Here is a 20317-nt window from a genome sequence, read left to right on the forward strand (position 1 = left end):
ATTTTAACAGCCTGCGCCGGTAATTTCCAATATTAAATACCTTGCCACTCCGTAATGAAAGGGATATGGTGAAAGGACCAGGATGTTGGATAAAAAGTAACTATGGCACGCTACAGGATTGTTGACGGTACTCCAAGGGAAGTGATTCCCCTGCAAATCAAACCCGCTGCCCATCAGGAAATCCCAAGCATTACCGGTTCAATCATCAGCCCTGAAGCCGGGGCCATGCTATACGGGTACTACAGCATGGATTATCGCCTGCCCGGCGGCGATATGTTAAGGCTGCTGGCCAATCACAATCAGAAAACCGTCCAGATTCTGTTGTTAACCGGGGATGCGCAAAAACTGAAACAATTGCCAGGCACCCGGCAAGCTTCGCTGGTGGCCAATGCCATAGCCAGCATCCACCGTTATTGCATTCGCTCTGAAAGCTACAGCAAACCGCGCACGGCCGCACAACTGGCCAAATTCAATCTGGCTAAAAAAACCATTCAGCGGCTGAGCCGTTTATTGCCTGCCGAGCGGGCTGTTCCTGTCGGAGATTGGGCCGCTTATGAAGCGCTTCGTCATCAGGTTATCACCTTAATCGAAGCGTGCCGGGCAGAAAACCGCCTGTTAACCACCAATCCTGTGCTTTCCGAGGGCTGGTTGGAAACCATCCTGTATGAAGCACGTCAGGAAGCACAACATTTTGAATTAAACCGGGTTTTCCCTGTGTCACGACTGGATCAACTGGATTTTACCGAAGTCAAATCCAGACGTCAGGGCAAAGCCACGACGTTCATCTGGGACAGCGATATCCACATCGGCCATAATGAACAGGCCCTGCATGATACCTTGAGCATGATCGGCAACCTTTATGGTTTGTTGCCCGCCTCGAGCCTGACGCAGGTTCCAGCTAACCGTTTCAAACGCCTTGAAACCTTTTTGTATAAGCTCTGGAATGATGGCCATCATTGGATTAACCACTTGGCCAGCCGCAAAAAGCTACCCCATACCATCGACACCGACAATCACAGCAACGGGCTGTCGGTGTTAAAAATTAAACCGTACTACAGCCTTGGAGGCATCCCTCAACGAGGCTATGCAAATGTCGCCGCCCTGGTTCATTCCCTGACCGGCGCCCATGAGCCCGGAAAAACGGCACCATCGCTTGACGAAGCGCAGCGCTTATTGACACCATGCCCCAACGGCAGCTGGGTATTGCTTGACAATCAATCCCGTATCCTCATCCGCGTCAATGACGATTGGCTTCAATTGAATTATTTTGAGGAAGACGGCCTCGTCTATCCTCTGCCGCACGGCGAGGATCTCTTCACTTTAAGTCAATTAAGCAAACAACATTTGTACCTCCCTGAAAAATTCAAACTTCACACCCGGGCCTTTTTTTCAAAAATTCCCTTATTTTTCAGCTATTTTTTCAATAGTCTTAAAACGTTCACCCAGGCCTTGCAACGCGAATTCCACCAGCACGTGCACGAAGGCCATGTCGTCCTGGATAACCCGATACCTGCAGAGGAAACCAGGACGCTTCATCCTCTGCTCAACTCCCTTCAGGATATCCTGAATGGGCATGGCCTGCTGGCCACCGGACAAACCCTTGAAGAATTTGTCCGCGAGAAAATAGCCAACAGCCCCTATGTGGTCGTCCGTGAGCAGCACCGCCCTTCTCCCCCGGCTTACGATAATCCATTGCACCGCTCATTCCATGTTCTGCGCCACATTGCCGGTTTTTTTGTCGATACCAGCGAACGCAATCCCCTTGTGGGCACGCTGGCGATGGCCGCTTACCTTTACGGCGGCTGTGCGGTTCTGGCACCCAAAGCCTTGACGGCAGTCTTAACCAAACTGCATTTACACGGGCTTATCCGCGGCATTGAACCCACCCAGGCTTTAGGCCACTGGATGAGCCATGGCCCCACCTCAGAAGCCATTTCAGCGGCGGTCACCTACTGGCAGGGAATCATCGTTGGCGGCGATCTGGATCAATTTTTCATCAAAGCGGTCAGCGTGCTGCATGAGGAGCCCGCCGAAGTAGCGATTATTGTCGCCCTGGCGCTGGGACTTGGCTATGGCCTGAGCAGGCTTATCCCCTCCCTTCAGGAGGAAATGGGGGAATTTCCTTACCCCAATTATGCGGCAATAGGGGCGAAAGGCGGAGCAGCCATTTATGATACCGTGATGTACCCGGGGGATGACTGGCTGTTAGGCAGTCTGAAATGGCTGCTCAAGACGGGACTGTCTTTTGCAAAAATCATGATTGCTCCCTTTGTTGAGGCGTCTCATTACGGTTACCGTGAAGGATTCCTGCCGGGTTTGAAAAAAAGCGGCCGGGTGACTTTAAATGTGGTTAAACGAACCGTGGCGGCGCTGCTGGATCTGGTGCTCGCGGTATTGACCATCCCTTTTCTTGAAATCAGCGCCCTGTTCATTCATGTGCCTTTCAGCGGCTTGACGAATCTGGTCAGCAAAACCATGGCGTATCTCGGCAATTGGCAAATACTGGGACAGGTCTTGCTCGATTTCGCAGAAAGGCCTTCCGAACAGGCCTACCTGCGCGGGTTTCGCCTCTCTCCCCTTTATGGTTTCAGCAGCCCTTTTGGCCTGTACCACGACAACAAGGTGCTTAACGTCCTTTGTAACGCCGGCATGTTGTTCCTGTGGCCGCCAGTGCAGGTGCTTAAAAACCTGCTGGTATTGCCTTTCATCGACGGCCTTTCCTTTTTTGCCCGCGCGGCCCTGATCATCATCAACCCAGCCAGCCGATTTACTGCTTACGTTTCAGGCCAGGTGTTAGTCAAGGCAGGGTTACTCTGGGATAATTCCATTGGTTTGTTATTTCAGGGAGCCGCCTGGCTCACACTGAGCTGCAGTAACCTGTTGTCCACCGAGGCGAGTGAAATTCGATTGTCCTGCCTTGAATTGCTACAAACCGTACGCCACCACCTGCATCATTGGGCGTTTCACCCGGAAAACCACGAGGAACCTTACCGTGCTGAAAGCTATTTTCTTGAAGAACCCCTTCGCTTTGAGCGCCTGCCTCACCAGGAAGACGATTGCCTGATGAAAATGATGCTGAATAAACAACAGGCGGCTACCCTTCCCCTGCTGGGAAAACACCCTTTACGCTCCCCTCCTCAGTCCAGGAACAAGCAGGCTTTGAGCGATGATGAAAGCGAAACCCTTTTGCCGCCGCAACTTTTCAGTAACAATCCTGCTATTTAAGCCTTAAAGGGTTATACTATAAGCAAAAGCGATTCACATTGACTTTCAGGACATACCGATGAATAAGGGATTTACATTAATCGAATTGATGATCGCCGTGGTGGTCATCGCCATATTGACTACCATCGCTTATCCCAGCTACCTTGAATACATTACACGTGCGAGACGCAGCGATGGGCAATCCGCTCTTCTTGATTTAGCCAGCCGCATGGAGCGTTTTTATTCCGAACGCAATACCTATCAGACAGCCACCATCGGCACAGGCGCCGCGACCGACGTGCGCGCCACCAACGTGTCCCCTGACGGCTGGTATACCCTTTCCATTACGGCACAAACCGCCTCTGCCTACACCTTGCAGGCTACGCCGAGGAACGCTCAGGGAACCGATGACACGCGTTGCCAATCCCTGACCATCAATAACCTCGGCGCCAAAGGCATCACCAATGGCCCAGGTGGGGCGCCAACCGGTCCGGTCGCCCGTTGCTGGTGAGAAAAATTGTCTTTTTTAGTTCTACTTGCGCTCATTTTGACTATTGAATAGTCAATTAAATTGGGTATATAATTAAATATCATGCTGCTGCCAGAGTTTTGATATGACTGATTCGGCCCAATTGCCTCCCCACTTAAGTCCTCATTCCGATACCGATGTGCAAGACCCTACCGCCCTGTTGTCACAGCCAATGGAAAAACCCTTAGTCCTTACTCTGAAAGGCAATGATGGTCAGGACGTCAATCTGACCTCTTCGCAATTGGAAAGCTGGTTTGCCGCCATTGAGCGTGATGAAATGGAAAACAATGCCAACAATGGCCTGACCCCCAATTTGCCATTGCAGGAATTGCAGCGCGACCCCTATTTTGCCACCCAGTTTGTGGGACGTTACGGCATCAAAACAGCCAAAGATGTCATCGCATTCCTGAAATCACCCGCAGGCGACAGTGTTAAGATCATGATTGGCGAGGAGTTGGCTCAGGTGGCCGCTCTTGAAGAATTTAAACGTCAGGAATACCAAACCCACGAAATCAGACAACACCGCCTGCTGGCGTTTTTACTGCTTGGTCTGCTCTATCGTGAAGCCCATGCCCGCCATGTGGTTGAAGCAAACACTCAACAGGCCGAAGCGCGTGTCCAGCAAGGTGAGGCCAATATCAGCCAGGAGCAGCAGCGGGCTCGTGAACAGCGGACAGCCGCCCTCAATCAATCGCTGAATTCGTTCAATAATACCGCCGCCGCGATTGAATCCCGCTTAAGTCAAAAAGAGTTGGAACTGGATAGTGTGCAACGGGAGTTGCAAGCCATTAATCCCGAAGAAATGGCCATGCGCTATGAAACCTTTGACAGGCATCTTGGTGAATTGGAGATTCAGTTCCAATTGCCTGAGTTGAACATTGATGAACAAATCGCAAGCCTCGAGGCTCAAAAGACCGCTCTGGAAGCACAACTTCAAACTCAAACGCCAGACGCGCTGGAAAGTGCTTTAGTCGATCCCAATGCCCCGCCGCAACGACTGGACAGTGGCAGCGGCAACCTCAAAGACAGAATTGCTGAGCTTTCTGAGCGCATTCATGCTTTAAAACAACAAAAAATCGCCAGCGCCAGCGCACATATTCCTCAAATTGAAGACAAAATCAAGGCATTGAGCGACAAACTGGAATCGCAACTCGACGATATGCAGCAGTTGATTGAAAGCGGTAAAGATGACGAAGCACGCAAGATTCTGCTTGAACACAACGGCCTGCACCTGCAAATCGCCGGATTAAAAGACATGGTGGGTGTGCTTAAAGGTGAAAAAGTACTCTATAAAGACGATGGTCAGGTTGCCAAATCCTTTGATGAGGCTGCGTTTGTTCTTCCTCTGGACAAAAAAGTAGTCAAGCAGAATGATAAATACTATCTAATCGGCGCTAAACAGGATTTAAGCACCATGGAAGAGCATGATCTCCTGCAAGCCCAGAAAGATTTTGAGCGTGCCCGCCCAGAAATCAGCAACTTGAAACTGCTGGTAAAGCACAACCATGGTCTGGAAAATGAACGCCTGCAACAAGTGCAGGACAAGTCCAAATCCCTGCACAATGACATCATGACGCTTCGCAACCAACTGACCCAGATTCAGGCTGCCCGCTCCGAAGTCGTGGCCGAGATGCAAAAGCTTGATCCTAGCATGACCCCGGAGTCACTGATTCGTCCGACCATCCCGACACCGACACCGTCCAGCAACCCGGTGAATTCAGTCGGCAAACCGGCACCCCAAACCCCTCATGCCACGCAGGTGTACAAAATGCTGTATGAGATTATTCAGCGGCTGCCACCGGCTCCAAAAGACGCCGCTGCTCAATTGGAAAAAGAAATGGAAGACATGCACAAGGCCAAGGGCAAGCCCATGAGTGAAAAAGTCAGGGACATGTTGAAGAAAGCTATCCTTGATCCATTACGCGCTGGAACCCCTATCCCGAAAATACCCATGGATACGTTGATTCGTTGCATGCCCTACTTCGGTGTTGATCCGGAAAAACCCAACGTGATGCCGCCTACTCCGACCTCACAGGCTAATAAACCGGAAACCCCGACGCCTTTTTCTACAACGCTTAAAATGTGATCCTGTCGTCATATTCCCCTTGCTAAGCGGCCGCAACTCTTCTAACATAAATGAATTATTGCAGGCCGTAGGCGGGAATGATCGTGACAGAAAAGTTCTTTGGTAATCAATCAATCATTGTGACACTGGATGTTGACGCCCTCTTATTTGACCGTTTAAAACAAATTGCCCATGCCGGATTTTCCATTGTTGAAATCAATACCTGCGATCAGAATCTCTTAAAGAAGATTCTTGAGGATTTTCCCGGTTTGCGGATAGGTGCCGGTAATGTCATCAGTACTCAGCAACTCGAAGATTGTTATCAGGCTGGCGTTCACTTTATTTCAAGCCCGGGGTTTTTACCGGCCATCGCGCAGACAGCCGCGATTTATTCTGTCAACTATTTACCGGGGATTGCCACCATTTCTGAAGCGATGCAGGTCATCGCCTTGGGTTACCATCAGGCGAGGCCCTATCCAGCGACCCTGTCTTTCTGTGCCCTGCTCAATAAAAACCTGCCCATGCTTCGCTTATTTCCCGCTGAAATTGAATGGGATGAAGCAGAACATTATTTGAATTTACCCGCCGTTGCCGCTGTCAGCATTTTAAATCCGGAAAGCAAACAGCTGAGTGCCTTATCGACCGGGGTTTTTGCATAAATCAATCAGCAATAAAACCGCCCCTAGACAAATGGCGCTGTCGGCCAAATTAAATACTGGCCAATGATGGTTTTTGTAATACACGTCAATAAAATCAATCACATGCCCTAAAAAAGCCCGATCGTACAGATTTCCTACCGCGCCGCCCAGAATGAGACTCACGGCTAAGGATTGCAGCACAGCCTGTTTCGGTAAACGGATGAGCCAGACGATCAGGACAATGCTCATGGCAATACTGAAACCTGCAAAAAACCAGCGGTTCCACCCGCCGACGCCGCTTAAAAAGCTGAACGCAGCGCCGGTGTTGTAGGCCAGCGTCAAATTGACCATGGGCATAATCGGCTTCGGCTGGTAAGCATTGAGCCAGATTGCCGCCGCGTATTTACTGAGCTGATCAAGCCCCAGGACCACGAGGCTTAACAGAAACCAGAGCCATTTTTTCATGCAAACACCCTCGTTTCATCACGACCGGAAATGTTATCCACGCACCGCAGGCAGAGTTGAGTATGGGTTAAATCCTGCCCTACGTCCTGGCGCCTGTGCCAGCAGCGTTCACATTTTTCATAGGGGATGGCTTTGACTCCCACCGCCATGCCCAGCTCCTCATTGCGCATGGCTGCCGCCGGCGCCTGATCAAACGGCCGCAAGACCGCACTGGAAGTGATCAGCAGAAAGCGCAACTCATTCTCAACCGCTTGCAGGCGGGCGAACAAGTCCGGGTTGGCGTATAACACCACTTCGGCCGCCAGACCTGAACCAATGGCACCCTGCTGACGCTCGATTTCCAGGGCTTTATTGACTTCATCGCGAACCAGTTGCAATTGTTGCCAGAACATCATATCCACGCCGTCTATCGCCGGCCAATCCTGATACCAGGTGGTCAGGAATACCGATTCATCTGATTGGCTGGGAATTTCTTGCCAGATTTCTTCCGCGGTAAACGATAAAATGGGGGCAAGCCAGCGTGTCAAGGCGTGAATAATATGATACATGGCCGTTTGACAGGAGCGCCGGGCAATGCTGTTTTTGGGTGTGGTGTATTGCCTGTCTTTAATCACGTCCAGGTAAAAACTGCCCAGATCCACCGCACAGAAATTGTGGACTTTTTGATAAATGACATGGAATTGGTAATTCTCATAGGCTGCTAAAATCTCGTCCTGCAATTGCTGGCAGCGCTTGATCGCCCAACGATCCAGCTCAACCATCTCCTCAACGGCCACGCCATGGGTGTTCAATTCAAAATCAAAGAGATTCGCCAATAAGAACCGGGCGGTGTTGCGAATGCGGCGGTAGGCATCGGCATTGCGCTTGATGATTTCATCAGAAATACTGACTTCGTGCTTGTAATCCGTGGACGCTACCCACAAGCGCAGAATATCGGCGCCATGCTGAGCCACGAGTTTATCCAGAGCAATGTAATTACCCTTGGATTTCGACAGCTTACGACCTTCGGCATCCACGGTATACCCATGAGTCAGCACGGTCTTATACGGGGCATGACCATCGATGGCGACGGCGGTGGTTAAGGATGAATTAAACCAGCCGCGATGCTGATCCGATCCTTCAAAATACACATCCGCAGGGTAGTTGAGGGCTTCATTCTGCTTCAATACGGCATAGTGCGATACCCCAGAATCAAACCAGACATCGAGCGTGTCGGTTATTTTCTCGTAGTGCTCTGCGTCGTTGCCCAATAACGCTTCACTGTCTAATTCAAACCAGGCATCAATGCCTTTTTTCTCTACCAACTGCGCAACCGCTTCAATCAACCTCACGGTATCGGGGTGCAACTCGCGAGTGGCTTTATGCACAAACAGGGGCATGGGTGTTCCCCAGGCTCTTTGCCTTGAAATGCACCAGTCAGGACGGGTTTCAACCATGTTGCCAATGCGGGCTTTGCCCCATTCAGGGACCCAGTTGACGCGATCAATGGTGGCTTTTATCTTTTCGCGCAAGCCATTTTTATCCATGGAGATGAACCATTGCGGGGTAGCCAGAAAAATCATGGGGGTTTTATGACGCCAGCAATGGGGATAACTGTGGGTCAGTTTCTCACAATGAAGCAGGACACCACGTTCCTGCAGAACCTCAATGACCTTGTCATTGGCTTTCAAAACGGGCAAACCAGCAAAAAGCGGCACCTCACTGCTGTAGCAGCCATTCGCCATGACTGGATTAATCAATGGCAGGTTATACTGCTGGCCGATCTGGTAATCATCCGGCCCATGGGCGGGCGCGGTGTGCACGCAACCCGTTCCCGAGTCGGTGGTGACATGCTCACCGAGGACAATCGGCACGGTGCGTTCATTGAAAGGATGCCGTAACAGCGTGTTAAGCAAGTCTTTGCCGGCGAGTTGAGCATGACGTACAAACGCTTCAAAGCCATAACGCGCCATCACCGTGTCAACCAGATCCGCCGCAACAAGGAAGTAACGGTCGTCCGCTTCGACCAGTTCGTACTGAATCTCAGGGTTGAGGCACACGGCTTCATTCGCAGGCAGGGTCCATGGCGTGGTCGTCCAAATGGGAACAATCACGGGTTTGACCGCCAGATTCGCAGAAATAGCAGCTAAAACAGCCGCGGGATCGCGAGCCACAAAGGCCACGTCAATGGAAGGCGATACCTTGTCTTCATAGTCGACCTCGGCTTCCGCCAGCGCGGAACCGCAATCGATGCACCAGTGAACAGGCTTAAAGCCCTGCTGCAAATGACCGTTGGCAATTATTTTCCCAAGCGCCCGGATAATATTGGCTTCGTAACTAAAATCAAACGTGGCATAGGGCCGCTCCCAATCGCCAAACACGCCCAGACGTTTAAACTCTTCACGCTGAATAGCAATTTGACTGGCGGCATACTCGCGGCATTTTTGACGAAAGTCCCGCGCACTGATTTTGACACCGGCTTTTCCTGCTTTCTTCTCGACATTCAACTCAATGGGCAAACCATGGCAATCCCAACCGGGAACAAAAGGGGCATCATAGCCGCTTAAGGTTTTGGATTTCACGATGATGTCTTTAAGGATTTTATTTAAGGCATGGCCGCAATGCAGATGGCCGTTAGCGTAAGGGGGGCCGTCATGCAGAATAAATTTTTCAGCACCCGCACGCGCTTTTCTGATTTTTTCATAGGTTTGCCCTGCCTGCCAATCGGCAAGCCGCTGAGGTTCGCGTTGGGCGAGATTGGCTTTCATGGGAAAAGCCGTATCGGGTAAATTTAACGTTTCTTTGTATTCTGCCATCTTAAGCTTACTCAACTATTAGGTTAACCTGGATGCGGGTTGCCGAAAGGCTGCTTTTGCCGCAACAATATCGTCCTGTATCTGTGCAATTAACTCATCGATGGATGAAAATTTCTTTTCATCCCGCAATTTATGCAGGAAAAAAACCTGCAAAAACTCGCCGTACAAATTGCCATTAAAATCAAACAAATGGACTTCCAACACCACCTTGCTGCCGTCAACGGTGGGCCGTCTTCCGAGATTGGCCACCCCCTCGATGACCTGGCCATTCTGCCGCTTTACCTTGACACAAAACACCCCATGCAAAGGCAAATTCACGCGCCGACCGCTTAGATTGGCTGTCGGGATCCCCCATTGCCGTCCCCTGCCTTCACCGCGGCTAACCCGCCCGCACAGGCTGTAAGTGCGGTCAAGCAGCAGCGAGGCCTCGTCAAGACTGGCCTCAGCCAATAGCTGGCGAATCCGGGTGGAACTCACTCGTACGCCTCTGGCCGTGTAATCCTCAACGGTTTCCACTGTGCAATTCCTGGTTTTAGCCATCTGCCTGAGCAGATGAATATCCCCCTGACGCTTATAACCAAAACGGAAATCGCCGCCCACCAGCAGATACCGCATGTTCAGGCGATCAAAAAAATACGTGCGGGCAAACTCATCGGCCGTCATGGTGGCTAAAGACTGATTAAAGCGCAAACAATAAACATAATCAATGCCCAATTCCTTCACCAGCGCTAATTTCTCCCGCAAAGTGGATAATCGGGCAGGCGCTGTCTCGGGATGGAGGTATTCGCCGGGTTGAGGCTCAAACAAAATAACCACGCTGGGTAAATTCAGTTGTTCCGCCTGCTGACGCAATTGAGTCAACAACGCACGGTGCCCCAGATGAACGCCATCAAAATTACCGATGGTGACCACCGAGCCCTGAACGAATGGATTGAATGATATTCCGCGCAACAGCCTCATGCTTGCTTTTTTAACCAGGATAAAAGCGTGATTATACCCAGTTTAGCTAGGATTGAGAAATAGCCGCGATCGCGGTCCTGTCTTGACAGCCAAAACCCGAACTAATGCGCATTTTGTTCTATATGTATTCACAAATTACAATTTTTAATCTAAAATGTCCCAACTCAGTTTAACAGGGCAGAATCCATGTTCACACCCAAGGCCTCAATCCAGACACGCAGTGAAGCCTCCCGTTTAAATACCTTTGCAAGCACCGATCAAACACTTTGGGAAAGCCTTTCAAAAGAGGTAGAAGAAAAAATTCTCAGTATGATTGAGGGTAATCGCTCCTTTGAAGAAATCCACCAGTTTGCCTCGTCTTCCCGTAGCCGGATAGCCAAAGAACTCAAACATGAAACCGGCAAGGACAACACCTTTGGGCAATACAGAGATTCCAACAGGGAGTTAGAACTCCGCCAGGATATTTACAGTAACAGAAACTTTGCCAACTCATCCGGGGCCAATTACCCCATCTTAATCAAGCTTAAAGCCACCATTTTATCGCAAAAAAACACCAAACAAGTGATAAAAAAAACGACAAGTGACAATACAACTGAATTTGAATCGCTTCAACAGGGTTCGACTTATTTACCCGATCTCATCGAATTGACCTACGGTTCTGCCTATGCCAATTTGTCATTCAGCATGACCCTGACTCCAAATAAGACCTTCCCATCGTACCTGGAACCCAAAATTACAGTGACCCACGGCTACATGAGCCACCCTGTCTTCAAAACCGCCATGGCTGGACTGAATGATTTTTTTATCAGATTAAAAAAGACAGATGATGAACAGACGTACCTGAACATGCTGGGTTTGCTTGCCTATGATTTATCCCGTTTGATGTTCTTAGAGCGTGGCGGAGCCGCTGTGCATGGCTGGATCATTCGCGCCCTCATCAACCATCGATTCAAAAAGGATGTTGGCAATTTAAGTCTCTATGGAATACCGTTTGATATTTATGCCCAGGTCCAGTTGGACAGGGACGACTATGCCAGGGACTTTGCGAGATCCATCACCCGCGCAATGAAGCGTGTCGATGAGGGACAACCATCGAAATCCAGCAAAGAAGAGAGGGTTAGTTCGACTTTCCCTGATTTTCTTGAGTTATCCCCTTTGAATTCTGAACAAAAGACCATTGATTTGCGCGCTCAAAAGGGGGTATTCAGTACGTCAATCGACTTGCCCACTCCGAAGGATAAATCCCCACACCATTCACCCTACCTTGGCTTTTTTTCCCACAATAAATTAACGGAGGGGTATTCTTTTGTGGACGGTAGCCAGTGTTTATTCCGGGGTGACACCAGAAAGCCTGAATTCATCAAGGCCTGCGGCGGGTTTAATCCCTGGATCACGCATGATCTTTACCAATTGCTTGACCAAATGGACCAATGCGAGGACACGCAGGAATACCGTCGCCTCAACCAGTTAGTGGACAATATGGTGGCCTCCCATCAGGTTCTTTTAGAGGAAGTGCAGGTCATCCAGCAAATCATCGCATTAAAAAGCATGCTGGCTGAAACAACGAATGAACACCTGAAATCTACTTGCAATGAGGAAATCAAAACCCTGGAGGAACGGCTTAAGCTCATCAGTCAGCCTCAGTATAGAATTGAGCAACTAAAATACAAACTCAGTCAGGATGATTTAAACGCCTTGTCAAAAGCCACGTTTGAGCCACTTGACCTGGGCTTACATCGGAAAATCACTCAGGTCCATGCGTCTGGCTTTGTTTCCCTCACCGCTTCCCTGGCAGTGGCCAGCACCTTTTCCAATAAAATCAGCCGAGACGCGAAATCAGAACCGGTGGGGTATGTTTATGTTGTCCGCGCGCGGGGAACGCTTGTCGCGAATGAAGCCGCCCACCAGGGTTTTGAACACGAGTATTCGCTGCCAGGCGGACTGGACTGGCGTGATGTGCTTGCTTTTCGCGAGGTCAGTTATGATTCCAAGGCGGATTGCTTTCGTTTTTCAGGCCCAGCCTTCCTTAATAAAGAATTTTCAGAAAAATTGAAGCCACAAGCTGACGAGATCATGCAGTTATTGGGCAGCAGAAAGCCAGGTAAAGAAGAACAGGACAGCCCGTTCTGTTCTATTACCTAACCGTACTAGGTCCGTTTCTGGATTTGGTTTGAATAATCAGGCTCACTGTCCTCAGACAGGCATTCGCCGCCTGAGAGATGCCCGCAATCAACCCCTGACAGGTGGTTATCGAGCGGATTGCTGTCTGCCATTTCACCAAACAGGGCAGGTTGTCCCTCAAAGCCATAGGGCGGCGGCTGATAAGCATTGGCGGTGGTTTGTTGGCTCGTTGAGGTTGTCGTGTTGCCGAAGCTACTCTTAAAAATCTGCATGGCCTGATCACTATAACCCAGGCGGCTCATTAATTCGTTAGGATTTTGGCTTGCAATATGCAACAAGTCCTTATAATAAAGGCTGTCTTTATGAAAGCGTTGAATGACCTGTTCTGCTGCCTTCACATCGTTTTCTGTAAACGGCTGTGCCGCCGGCTTGCCGCCCAGATCCCTGGAAATTTCATAATGGGCTAGAATTTTTTCAAATTTTTTGCAGCCCTCCAGATCATGGGTAGAGCACCGCAGCCACTCACTTTTAAGATCAGCATTGTAATCAAAAATCCCACTTTCCCTTAATCGCTCATCCAGTGAATCGACCTGATTAATCAAATTTTGTGCTTTGTCATGCACTTCGGCATCATACCTCAGATTATCACCCCGGTTTGCGCCGTAACTTTCAGGCAGAAATTTTTCGCGAAGCTCGCGGCGTTCAGTGGAAGAATCCCATATGTCCTTGCGGGCAGCACTTTCAGCATCCATACGAGTAATTTTACTATCGCGTGGCATGATAAGTCCCAATTAATACTATGGTATAACTATAGCATTAGTACGAAAATTATACATTTTTAGCGGAAAAATGTTCCTGTGTGCTTGTCTACCGGGGGGAAAGGCATCAGGATTGAATGAATGATCTTTAAAAAGACGGGTTAATGGATTGTGGATTTTTTGGGCGATGAGCCCGGTGCTTCATTGAAGCAGCGTTTCAAACACCAATCGGTTGAATGATTCGCCGCATTCAGAGCTCTTAATTACCTTGAAGAGACTTTATTAGTCGCTGACATGTGGCCTGACAATCAGCACATCACATTCGGCGCCATGCAGGATAGCATTGGCCGTAGAACCTAACAGCAGGGCTAAGCCATGCTTGCCATGACTTCCGGTGACGATTAAATCGATTTTCTTCTCTTTGGCGATGCGGAGAATTTCATTCTTGGTGGAACCAAATTCAATCATGCAATGCGCATCATCCACGCTCAGCTTCTTGGCTAACGCTGCCAGTTCTTTTTCGGCCTGTTCGCGAATGGACACTTCCACTTCGGCAAATCCGGCAAATCCAGGGTAAGCGTAGGCGGGAATGGGCTCGACAACATGCACCAAGAGTAAATCGGCGCCATTCTCATCGGCAATTTTTTTTGCTTTATGTGCAGCTTTTATACCCACTTCATCGAAATCTGTGGCGAACAAAACCCTTTTATACATGATTCTCTCCTTGACACTGACTTTTATAGCCTAGCAGAAATTGATTTAATTTCCCATAGGACAGCTTATCGGTTACACTTTTTATTTTTTTAAAACCGGGGTGTCTTTGCAGCATGCAAAGGCTGAGATCATACCCATTGAACCTGTACGGATCATGCCGGCGTAGGGATTGTTTATGTTACTGGATTTATCAGGCACGTTAGCCTCGTTGTTGTGCACCTTTTACCTTATTCGTTTAAGCCGCATCGCCTGGATTCTTGGCTTGACAGCCAACCTCATTAACGGCTGGCTCTACTGGCACAAAGGCATTTATGCTGACACTGTGCTGGAAGTGTTCTATTTAGTAAGCACCGCTTACGGCTGGCTGAAATGGCAACAATCCCCGGCCGCAAACCGCCGTGAAATCCGCTCGCTGTCATGCAATCAATGGCTGATGGCTGGCCTGGCATTCGTCAGTCTTTATGTTTTGATTGTCATCGGCCTTAAGCACTTCACATCCACAACCGTTGCTGATCTGGACGCGTTGACTACCGCCTTAAGTTTAATCGCCCAGGTGTTGATGTGTCATAAAGTTCTGGAGAGCTGGCTGCTCTGGTTGGTGACGGACTCGGTGTATGCCTACCTTTATTGGCTTAAGGACCTGCCCTTTCATGTTCTGTTAATGATTGTTTACACCGGTATGGCATTAACGGGCTATGGGATTTGGATCAGACAGCAGCGGATGCTTCAGCCGTCTGATCCTGTTGAAACCGCATTACCCTACAACGGGTAAACCGGATACGGAGCGAATCCAGGGTTTAAAGGGAATGACGGCAGGCGGCAGATGATTCATGGCCGCTTTTGCCTGTTCAATCTGCCCGTACTCCCCGAGTGTCAGTACATACCACACGCGGCCGTTACGGCTGACTTTCCGGACCTTAACGGCATCATGAATGCCATGGGCATGCACAAAGCGTTTTAAATCCTCAGGGCTTCGACCAGCCAGTAACTGGATGGTGAATTGTCCGCCATTCGCCGCCGTAGCCACAGCGTTAGCCTGCTCTTTTATTCCAGGTAATGAAGACGGGGCTTTAGCCAGCACAGGCGCTGTCGTCACCGGTTTTGCCGGCTCCTGGTGCCTTGCAGTAGGGGCTGGCTGATGTTGACCTGGCTCCGTGTTTCGCGCCAGCGACTTGGGAATGACCAGTACTTTATCCATTACCACCAGGTTGTCATTAGCCTCTTCGTCGCCATTGGAAATCTCATACAGACGCTTTAAAGGCGGCGGTTGCAGTTCCTGCTTGGTGACGGCCACATTAAACGGCAGAATCTCGCTAACCAATGGCCTTTCGATGGGTAACAGGCTTGAGACCACCGGCTGTTCCTTTATAGCCTGCGTGGAGGCTAATGGCTTTTCCGGGAAGGAGAACGACAGGGTCCGCTTTAATGCCTCCTGGTTCTGCCAGATGTAATTACACGCGAGGCCAACAATCACCAGGCTTGCCGTTAATGTCAGGCGTCTGGCTAAGGATTTTGGCTTGTGAGTGTCTTTTAATGCCTCGGCACTGAAGAAATTATGCATTTCAAGGTTAATGCGCGCAATTTCGCCGCCAGTGAGCTGATAAAACTGCTTTAACCGATCGGAGGACATGGTTTTCTCAAGTCGTTTTGGCGAGGGAAGATAACTTAAAAGATAGGTTTTGGTTTCGCTTTCACTGAGCGAGCCCGGGGTAATGGTGTGAATCAGGTTTTTATAATCATCCTTGTCCAGGCGATTTAAACTGCCAATTAAAGAATAATCGCAAACGATACACAAATGGAAGAAGGCAGCCCCTTCCTGAGTTTTAATGCTGTCCAGAACTTGTTTAAGGAACTCATCAGGAACATGATGCGCATCGTCGATGATCATTAAAACGTGCGCTTTTCTTTCGTTGATTTGCTCCACCACACTGGCTAAAGTCGGCTGGATATCATCGCGAAGATGAAACGCCTCGACCATCTGCGCTAAAAAATCATCCGCTGAAAATGGCGCGGCAGCGGTCATGGTGTGATATTTAATTCCCGGATCCAGATTGGCCTTCAGCAATTGAATAAAGGTACTTTTACCCCCCCCCTGCTCGGCAAGAACAGCCATCAGGACGTTATTAAACAAAACCAGATGGTTGATAAAATCAATTTTGGCAAGCCAGGATGCCGGCTTAAATGGCGTCTCAGCTGACGGCCTGCTGCTTTCACCCTTGTTTGACATGGATAACTTCTCCTTCGACAGCACACTTCAAAACCTCTCGTAAAGCCGATTCTGTTACCTCATCTTCAATGTAACAGTCACCAATGCCTTTAAGCAGGATGAAGCGCAACTTATTATTTTTAATTTTTTTATCCTGCGACATTATGGCACGCAATTCCTCCAGAGGAATATCCCCCGGGATACGCGACGGTAATTTCGCAAGAGTCAACATCTCATCAATCAGAATCACCTGCTCCTCCCCAAGAAAACCCAGTCGGGAGGAAAGTTGGGCGGCGCAATAAAGACCGATGGCTACTGCTTCGCCATGCAGCCAGCGTTGATAGCGGCTGTGGGTTTCCAAAGCGTGTGCAAACGTATGCCCTAGATTAAGCAGGGCTCGTTTGCCGGTTTCGCGCTCGTCCTCCGTTACAATCGCTGCCTTGATACGGCAACATTCGCTGATTATCCCGGCTAAATCAGGCGAGTCGTTATTCGCTAAGCCCTGCATTAAGGCCTGATACACCCGTTCAAAAAAATCACCGCCTTCAAGCAGAGCATACTTGATGACTTCAGCAAGCCCCGCGCGAAATTCCCGCGGCGGCAGGGTTTTTAAGGTGTCAAGATCAATAATGACGGCATCCGGCTGATAAAAACTACCAATCAGGTTTTTCCCGGCCGGGTGGTTTATCGCTGTTTTACCGCCAATCGACGCATCGACCTGAGCCAGCAGGGTGGTTGGAATCTGGATAAAATGCGTTCCGCGATGATAAGTCGAGGCAGCAAACCCAGTCATGTCGCCAATCACCCCGCCCCCTAAGGCAATGAGTGTCGTGTCGCGGTGATGTTGCTTTTGGATCAATTCATCATAAATTCGGGCAAGGCTGTCCTGCGCTTTATACCTCTCGCCATCCGGCAAAATCAACTGGTCGCATTGTCTGTCAGTAAACAGCGAACGCACCTTATCCAGGTATAACGGTGCAATCGTCTCGTTGCTGATGATCATGACCTGCCTGGATGGAACATACCGCGGTAATAAGTCTGCCTGGGACAACACATCATGGCCGATGATGATGGGGTAGGTTTTTGCAGGCAACTTCACCTGCAAGGCCCAACTCGCATTAAACTTCGCCATAAATGTATTTAATAATGTTATTGGCGACAGCTTTGACAGTGAGTTTGTCTGTTTCAAAACTGACATCTGCGAGTTCTTCATAGAAGGGTTCGCGTTCATCCCGCAACATTTCCAGACGCCCTTCCAAATCGTCGGTTTGTAATAATGGACGTTTGGTATCGCGTTTGGTGCGTTCAAATTGCTGTTGCAATGATGTTTTTAAATAAATGACGGTACCACGCCCAGCCAGCGCATTGCGATTCTCGGGAAGCATGACCACCCCTCCCCCGGTCGCCAGCACAATGTTGGTTTTCTGGGTTAATTCATCAATGACTTTCTGTTCGCGTCGGCGAAGTCCCTCTTCCCCCTCCATATCATAAATCCAGGAAATATCGGCACCAGCACGTTCTTCTATTACTTCGTCTGAATCAAAGAACTCAAGTTTGAGCTCTTTTGCCAAAGTACGGCCAATGGTACTTTTTCCTGCACCCATCGGTCCGATTAGAAATATATTTCGTACTTTAACTATGCTCATTTTTAATTACATACCTCTTCGCTGAACATGAATAAGCGCAATATCCATGTTGTTTAACATAGTGTGAGCCTTTATTTAAAAGGCCCGACAGGCTTCCCGAATTTATCCAACTCACAACCCTTGGCAACCGCCTTTCCCCGTCCTTCAACGGTGGTAATGGACAAGGTGTTTGTTATTATCCTAGGAGTAATGAAAATGAGCAACTCCTCATTTTTAATTGATGTGGATGTATTTCGGAATAATGCACCAACCACGGGCAATTCTCCGAGGAAAGGCACGCGATTAATTGCATTGTTTTTATCCTGTTTATAAATTCCTCCCAAAACAATGGTTTGGCCGTTGTTCACCAACACATTGGTCTGAATCTCTTTGGTCAGGATGGAGGGTACGCCATTAAAGGTTTGAGCGGAAGGGGTATCCTGATTAATCTGCAAATCCATCATGATTTTACTGTCAGGTGTTATCTGGGGAGTCACCTTAAGGCTCAATACCGCTTTTTTGAACGCAACGGCCGTGGCACCGCTTGAGGTGGCTTGCTGATAAGGAATTTCTTCCCCTGATTCAATCACCGCCTCCTGCTGGTTGGTGGTAATTAATCGCGGGCTGGCGATAACCTCTCCCCGTCCTTCACTTTCCAGCGCCGAAAGTTCCAGATCAAGCAGGATGCCGTCACCGAGCTTGGCTAAGGCAATACCAATGGAGGCGGGTGAAGCGGCAACCGGAACCGCGGCCAAATCAAGGTTTAAACGATCCGCCAACGGCGTGACGTCGGCTGGCGCAATCCCCTGCTCCATCTGGTTGGCACCGCTTAAGGTACCGCTTAAGTGCGTGGGTCTCGAAACACCGAAGCGAATGCCCAAATCCCTGGCGAAATTCTTAGTCACGTTCACAATGCGGGCTTCGATGAGCACCTGTTTGACCGGGATATCCAATTGTTTGACCAATTCGCGGATTTCTTCAATCTGAAGGCCCGTGTCCTGGATCCAGATGGTGTTGGTGCGTGCATCCACACTCAAATTACCGCGTTTGGACAACAGGGACGTGTTTTTATCCTTTAACAGGGTGGCAATGTCCGCCGCTTTCGCGTAATTGATTTGCAGCAATTCGGAACGAAGTGGCGCTAAGCTTGTGACTTCCTGCTGGGCTTTAAGCTCTTCTTTTTCGCGCTTGAGCAAATCCTCCGACGGGGCAATCATCATGATGTTACCGGTTTTGCGTTTATCAAGGCCATTGGTTTTAAGGATAATATCCAGTGCCTGATCCCAGGGAATATCATTCAGGCGCAGGGTAATGTTATTGGTGACTTTATCGCTGACCACAATGTTAATGCCGGTAAATTCAGCCAGCAACTGCAGTACGGAACGCACCGGAATATTCTGGAAGTTCAGGGAGATGCGTTTACCGACAAACACTTCCTTCTTCAATTTAGCCTGTTTGATTTCTTCCTCCGTCAGCGGGAAGACATCCACCATGAACTGCTTATTCACCTGATAGGCAAAATGCCCATAATCCCCTTTTGACGTCAGCGTCATACGGACATTTTTTCCTTCCTGCTGCACCGAAATCACCTGCGCCGGGCTTTGGAAATCACGCACATCGTAGCGCTTGGCCAATTGCGGCGGTACGCTGGTGCTGTTGAAATTAACCACAATTTCACGACCTGTCTGAGTGACATCGATGGGAATACTGCTGTCAGACACACTGACCACCACGCGTCCCCCTTTGTTGGTGCCGCGGAAATCAATGTTGTTAATGCGGTGTTTGGTATTGGATGATGCGCGGTTGCTGACAAAAATTTCTTTTCGTTCCTGGAAGAGCTGGTTACTCTTGCCGCTTAAGGTCAGGGAGTAGACATTGCCATTCACATACCCTGAGTAGGCGACCGAACCGTCAAGATTAAGAATAGCCCGAACACGATCACCCACGGAGACGACTTTATAATCGGTTAGAGAACCAATGTCGATTTTCCTGGTTTGCATGGAGGGATTCAGTTGATTCGCGCTGTGAATAAAATCCAGAATGAGCCGCGACGGCTTTTGGGTAATAAAGCTGGCGGGCATCTGTTTGATTGGCTCGGCAAACTGGAAATCGAGGCGCACCCGGTTGTCCGGTAAAGGGATAGTCTTAATCCCTACCAGTGCGTTATCCTTGGCATAGGCCAGCCCCAGGCAAAAAGTCAATAATAACGCTGTAATAATCTTACGCAAGGTAGACTC

15 protein-coding genes and 1 riboswitch are annotated in these 20317 nt (G+C 49.4%); of the genes, 6 read left to right on the forward strand and 9 right to left on the reverse strand.

Annotated features, from left to right (window positions below; all coding sequences use genetic code 11):
* Positions 1–102 precede the first annotated feature (102 nt).
* The 4 genes from DYE45_RS10045 (at position 103) to DYE45_RS10060 (ending at position 6457) form a co-directional block, all read left to right on the forward strand.
* Positions 103–3225 (forward strand): hypothetical protein, encoded by a 3123-nt coding sequence (locus DYE45_RS10045; protein WP_108290223.1) that lies wholly within the window; start codon positions 103–105, stop codon positions 3223–3225.
* 58 nt (positions 3226–3283) lie between these two features.
* Positions 3284–3715 carry a type IV pilin protein gene (locus DYE45_RS10050; protein ID WP_058531271.1) on the forward strand — a complete coding sequence of 144 codons (432 nt, stop codon included), beginning with the start codon at positions 3284–3286 and terminating at the stop codon, positions 3713–3715.
* 103 nt (positions 3716–3818) lie between these two features.
* On the forward strand, positions 3819–5819 hold the full coding sequence (locus DYE45_RS10055) for a hypothetical protein (protein ID WP_108290225.1): 2001 nt from the start codon (positions 3819–3821) through the stop codon (positions 5817–5819).
* 80 nt (positions 5820–5899) lie between these two features.
* Positions 5900–6457, forward strand: a complete 558-nt coding sequence (locus DYE45_RS10060) for a multidrug DMT transporter permease (RefSeq protein WP_108290733.1) — start codon at positions 5900–5902, stop codon at positions 6455–6457.
* Here the strand turns inward: DYE45_RS10060 and lspA are convergent.
* Genes lspA through ribF form a run of 3 tightly spaced genes read right to left on the reverse strand, consistent with a single transcriptional unit; the run spans position 6434 to position 10656 of the window.
* The gene (gene lspA, locus DYE45_RS10065) at positions 6434–6901 is read right to left on the reverse strand and encodes a signal peptidase II (protein WP_108290227.1); all 468 of its coding nucleotides are present in this window, start codon (positions 6899–6901) and stop codon (positions 6434–6436) included. The genes DYE45_RS10060 and lspA overlap by 24 nt on opposite strands.
* Positions 6898–9696, reverse strand: a complete 2799-nt coding sequence (ileS, locus tag DYE45_RS10070; protein WP_115300871.1) for an isoleucine--tRNA ligase — start codon at positions 9694–9696, stop codon at positions 6898–6900. Before ileS ends, lspA begins: the two co-directional genes overlap by 4 nt.
* A gap of 18 nt (positions 9697–9714) precedes the next feature.
* Complete coding sequence (gene ribF / locus DYE45_RS10075) at positions 9715–10656, reverse strand: bifunctional riboflavin kinase/FAD synthetase (RefSeq protein WP_108290231.1); 942 nt, start codon at positions 10654–10656, stop codon at positions 9715–9717.
* Between the two features lie 186 nt (positions 10657–10842).
* Between ribF and DYE45_RS10080 the strand changes: the two genes are divergently transcribed.
* Positions 10843–12798: a hypothetical protein gene (locus DYE45_RS10080; RefSeq protein WP_115300872.1), complete on the forward strand. Its 1956-nt coding sequence runs from the start codon at positions 10843–10845 to the stop codon at positions 12796–12798.
* A gap of 5 nt (positions 12799–12803) precedes the next feature.
* Here DYE45_RS10080 and DYE45_RS10085 read toward each other — a convergent pair whose 3' ends face one another.
* Together DYE45_RS10085 and DYE45_RS10090 are read right to left on the reverse strand one after the other, a co-directional pair.
* Positions 12804–13556: a hypothetical protein gene (locus DYE45_RS10085; RefSeq protein WP_133138140.1), complete on the reverse strand. Its 753-nt coding sequence runs from the start codon at positions 13554–13556 to the stop codon at positions 12804–12806.
* Positions 13557–13817: 261 nt separating this feature from the next.
* Complete coding sequence (locus DYE45_RS10090; protein ID WP_108290237.1) at positions 13818–14249, reverse strand: universal stress protein; 432 nt, start codon at positions 14247–14249, stop codon at positions 13818–13820.
* 86 nt (positions 14250–14335) lie between these two features.
* A riboswitch (TPP riboswitch) is annotated at positions 14336–14437 on the forward strand.
* Here DYE45_RS10090 and pnuC point away from each other — a divergent pair.
* Positions 14425–15021 carry a nicotinamide riboside transporter PnuC gene (pnuC, locus tag DYE45_RS10095; protein ID WP_108290239.1) on the forward strand — a complete coding sequence of 199 codons (597 nt, stop codon included), beginning with the start codon at positions 14425–14427 and terminating at the stop codon, positions 15019–15021. (Overlaps the previous riboswitch by 13 nt.)
* On the opposite strand, the gene DYE45_RS10100 is transcribed toward pnuC, so the two are convergent.
* The 4 genes from DYE45_RS10100 to DYE45_RS10115 all read right to left on the reverse strand — a co-directional run bounded on the left by DYE45_RS10100 (position 15004) and on the right by DYE45_RS10115 (position 20308).
* Positions 15004–16476 carry an AAA family ATPase gene (locus tag DYE45_RS10100; protein ID WP_108290241.1) on the reverse strand — a complete coding sequence of 491 codons (1473 nt, stop codon included), beginning with the start codon at positions 16474–16476 and terminating at the stop codon, positions 15004–15006. The genes pnuC and DYE45_RS10100 overlap by 18 nt on opposite strands.
* Positions 16460–17587 carry a 3-dehydroquinate synthase gene (gene aroB, locus DYE45_RS10105; RefSeq protein ID WP_115300873.1) on the reverse strand — a complete coding sequence of 376 codons (1128 nt, stop codon included), beginning with the start codon at positions 17585–17587 and terminating at the stop codon, positions 16460–16462. The genes DYE45_RS10100 and aroB overlap by 17 nt, the downstream gene beginning before the upstream one ends.
* Positions 17574–18101, reverse strand: coding sequence for a shikimate kinase AroK (aroK, locus tag DYE45_RS10110; protein WP_058527208.1), 528 nt, complete (start codon positions 18099–18101; stop codon positions 17574–17576). The genes aroB and aroK overlap by 14 nt, the downstream gene beginning before the upstream one ends.
* 71 nt (positions 18102–18172) lie before the next feature.
* Complete coding sequence (locus tag DYE45_RS10115; protein ID WP_115300874.1) at positions 18173–20308, reverse strand: type IV pilus secretin PilQ; 2136 nt, start codon at positions 20306–20308, stop codon at positions 18173–18175.
* Between the last annotated feature and the right edge of the window lie 9 nt (positions 20309–20317).

Source organism: Legionella taurinensis (assembly GCF_900452865.1).
Lineage (GTDB): Bacteria > Pseudomonadota > Gammaproteobacteria > Legionellales > Legionellaceae > Legionella_C > Legionella_C taurinensis.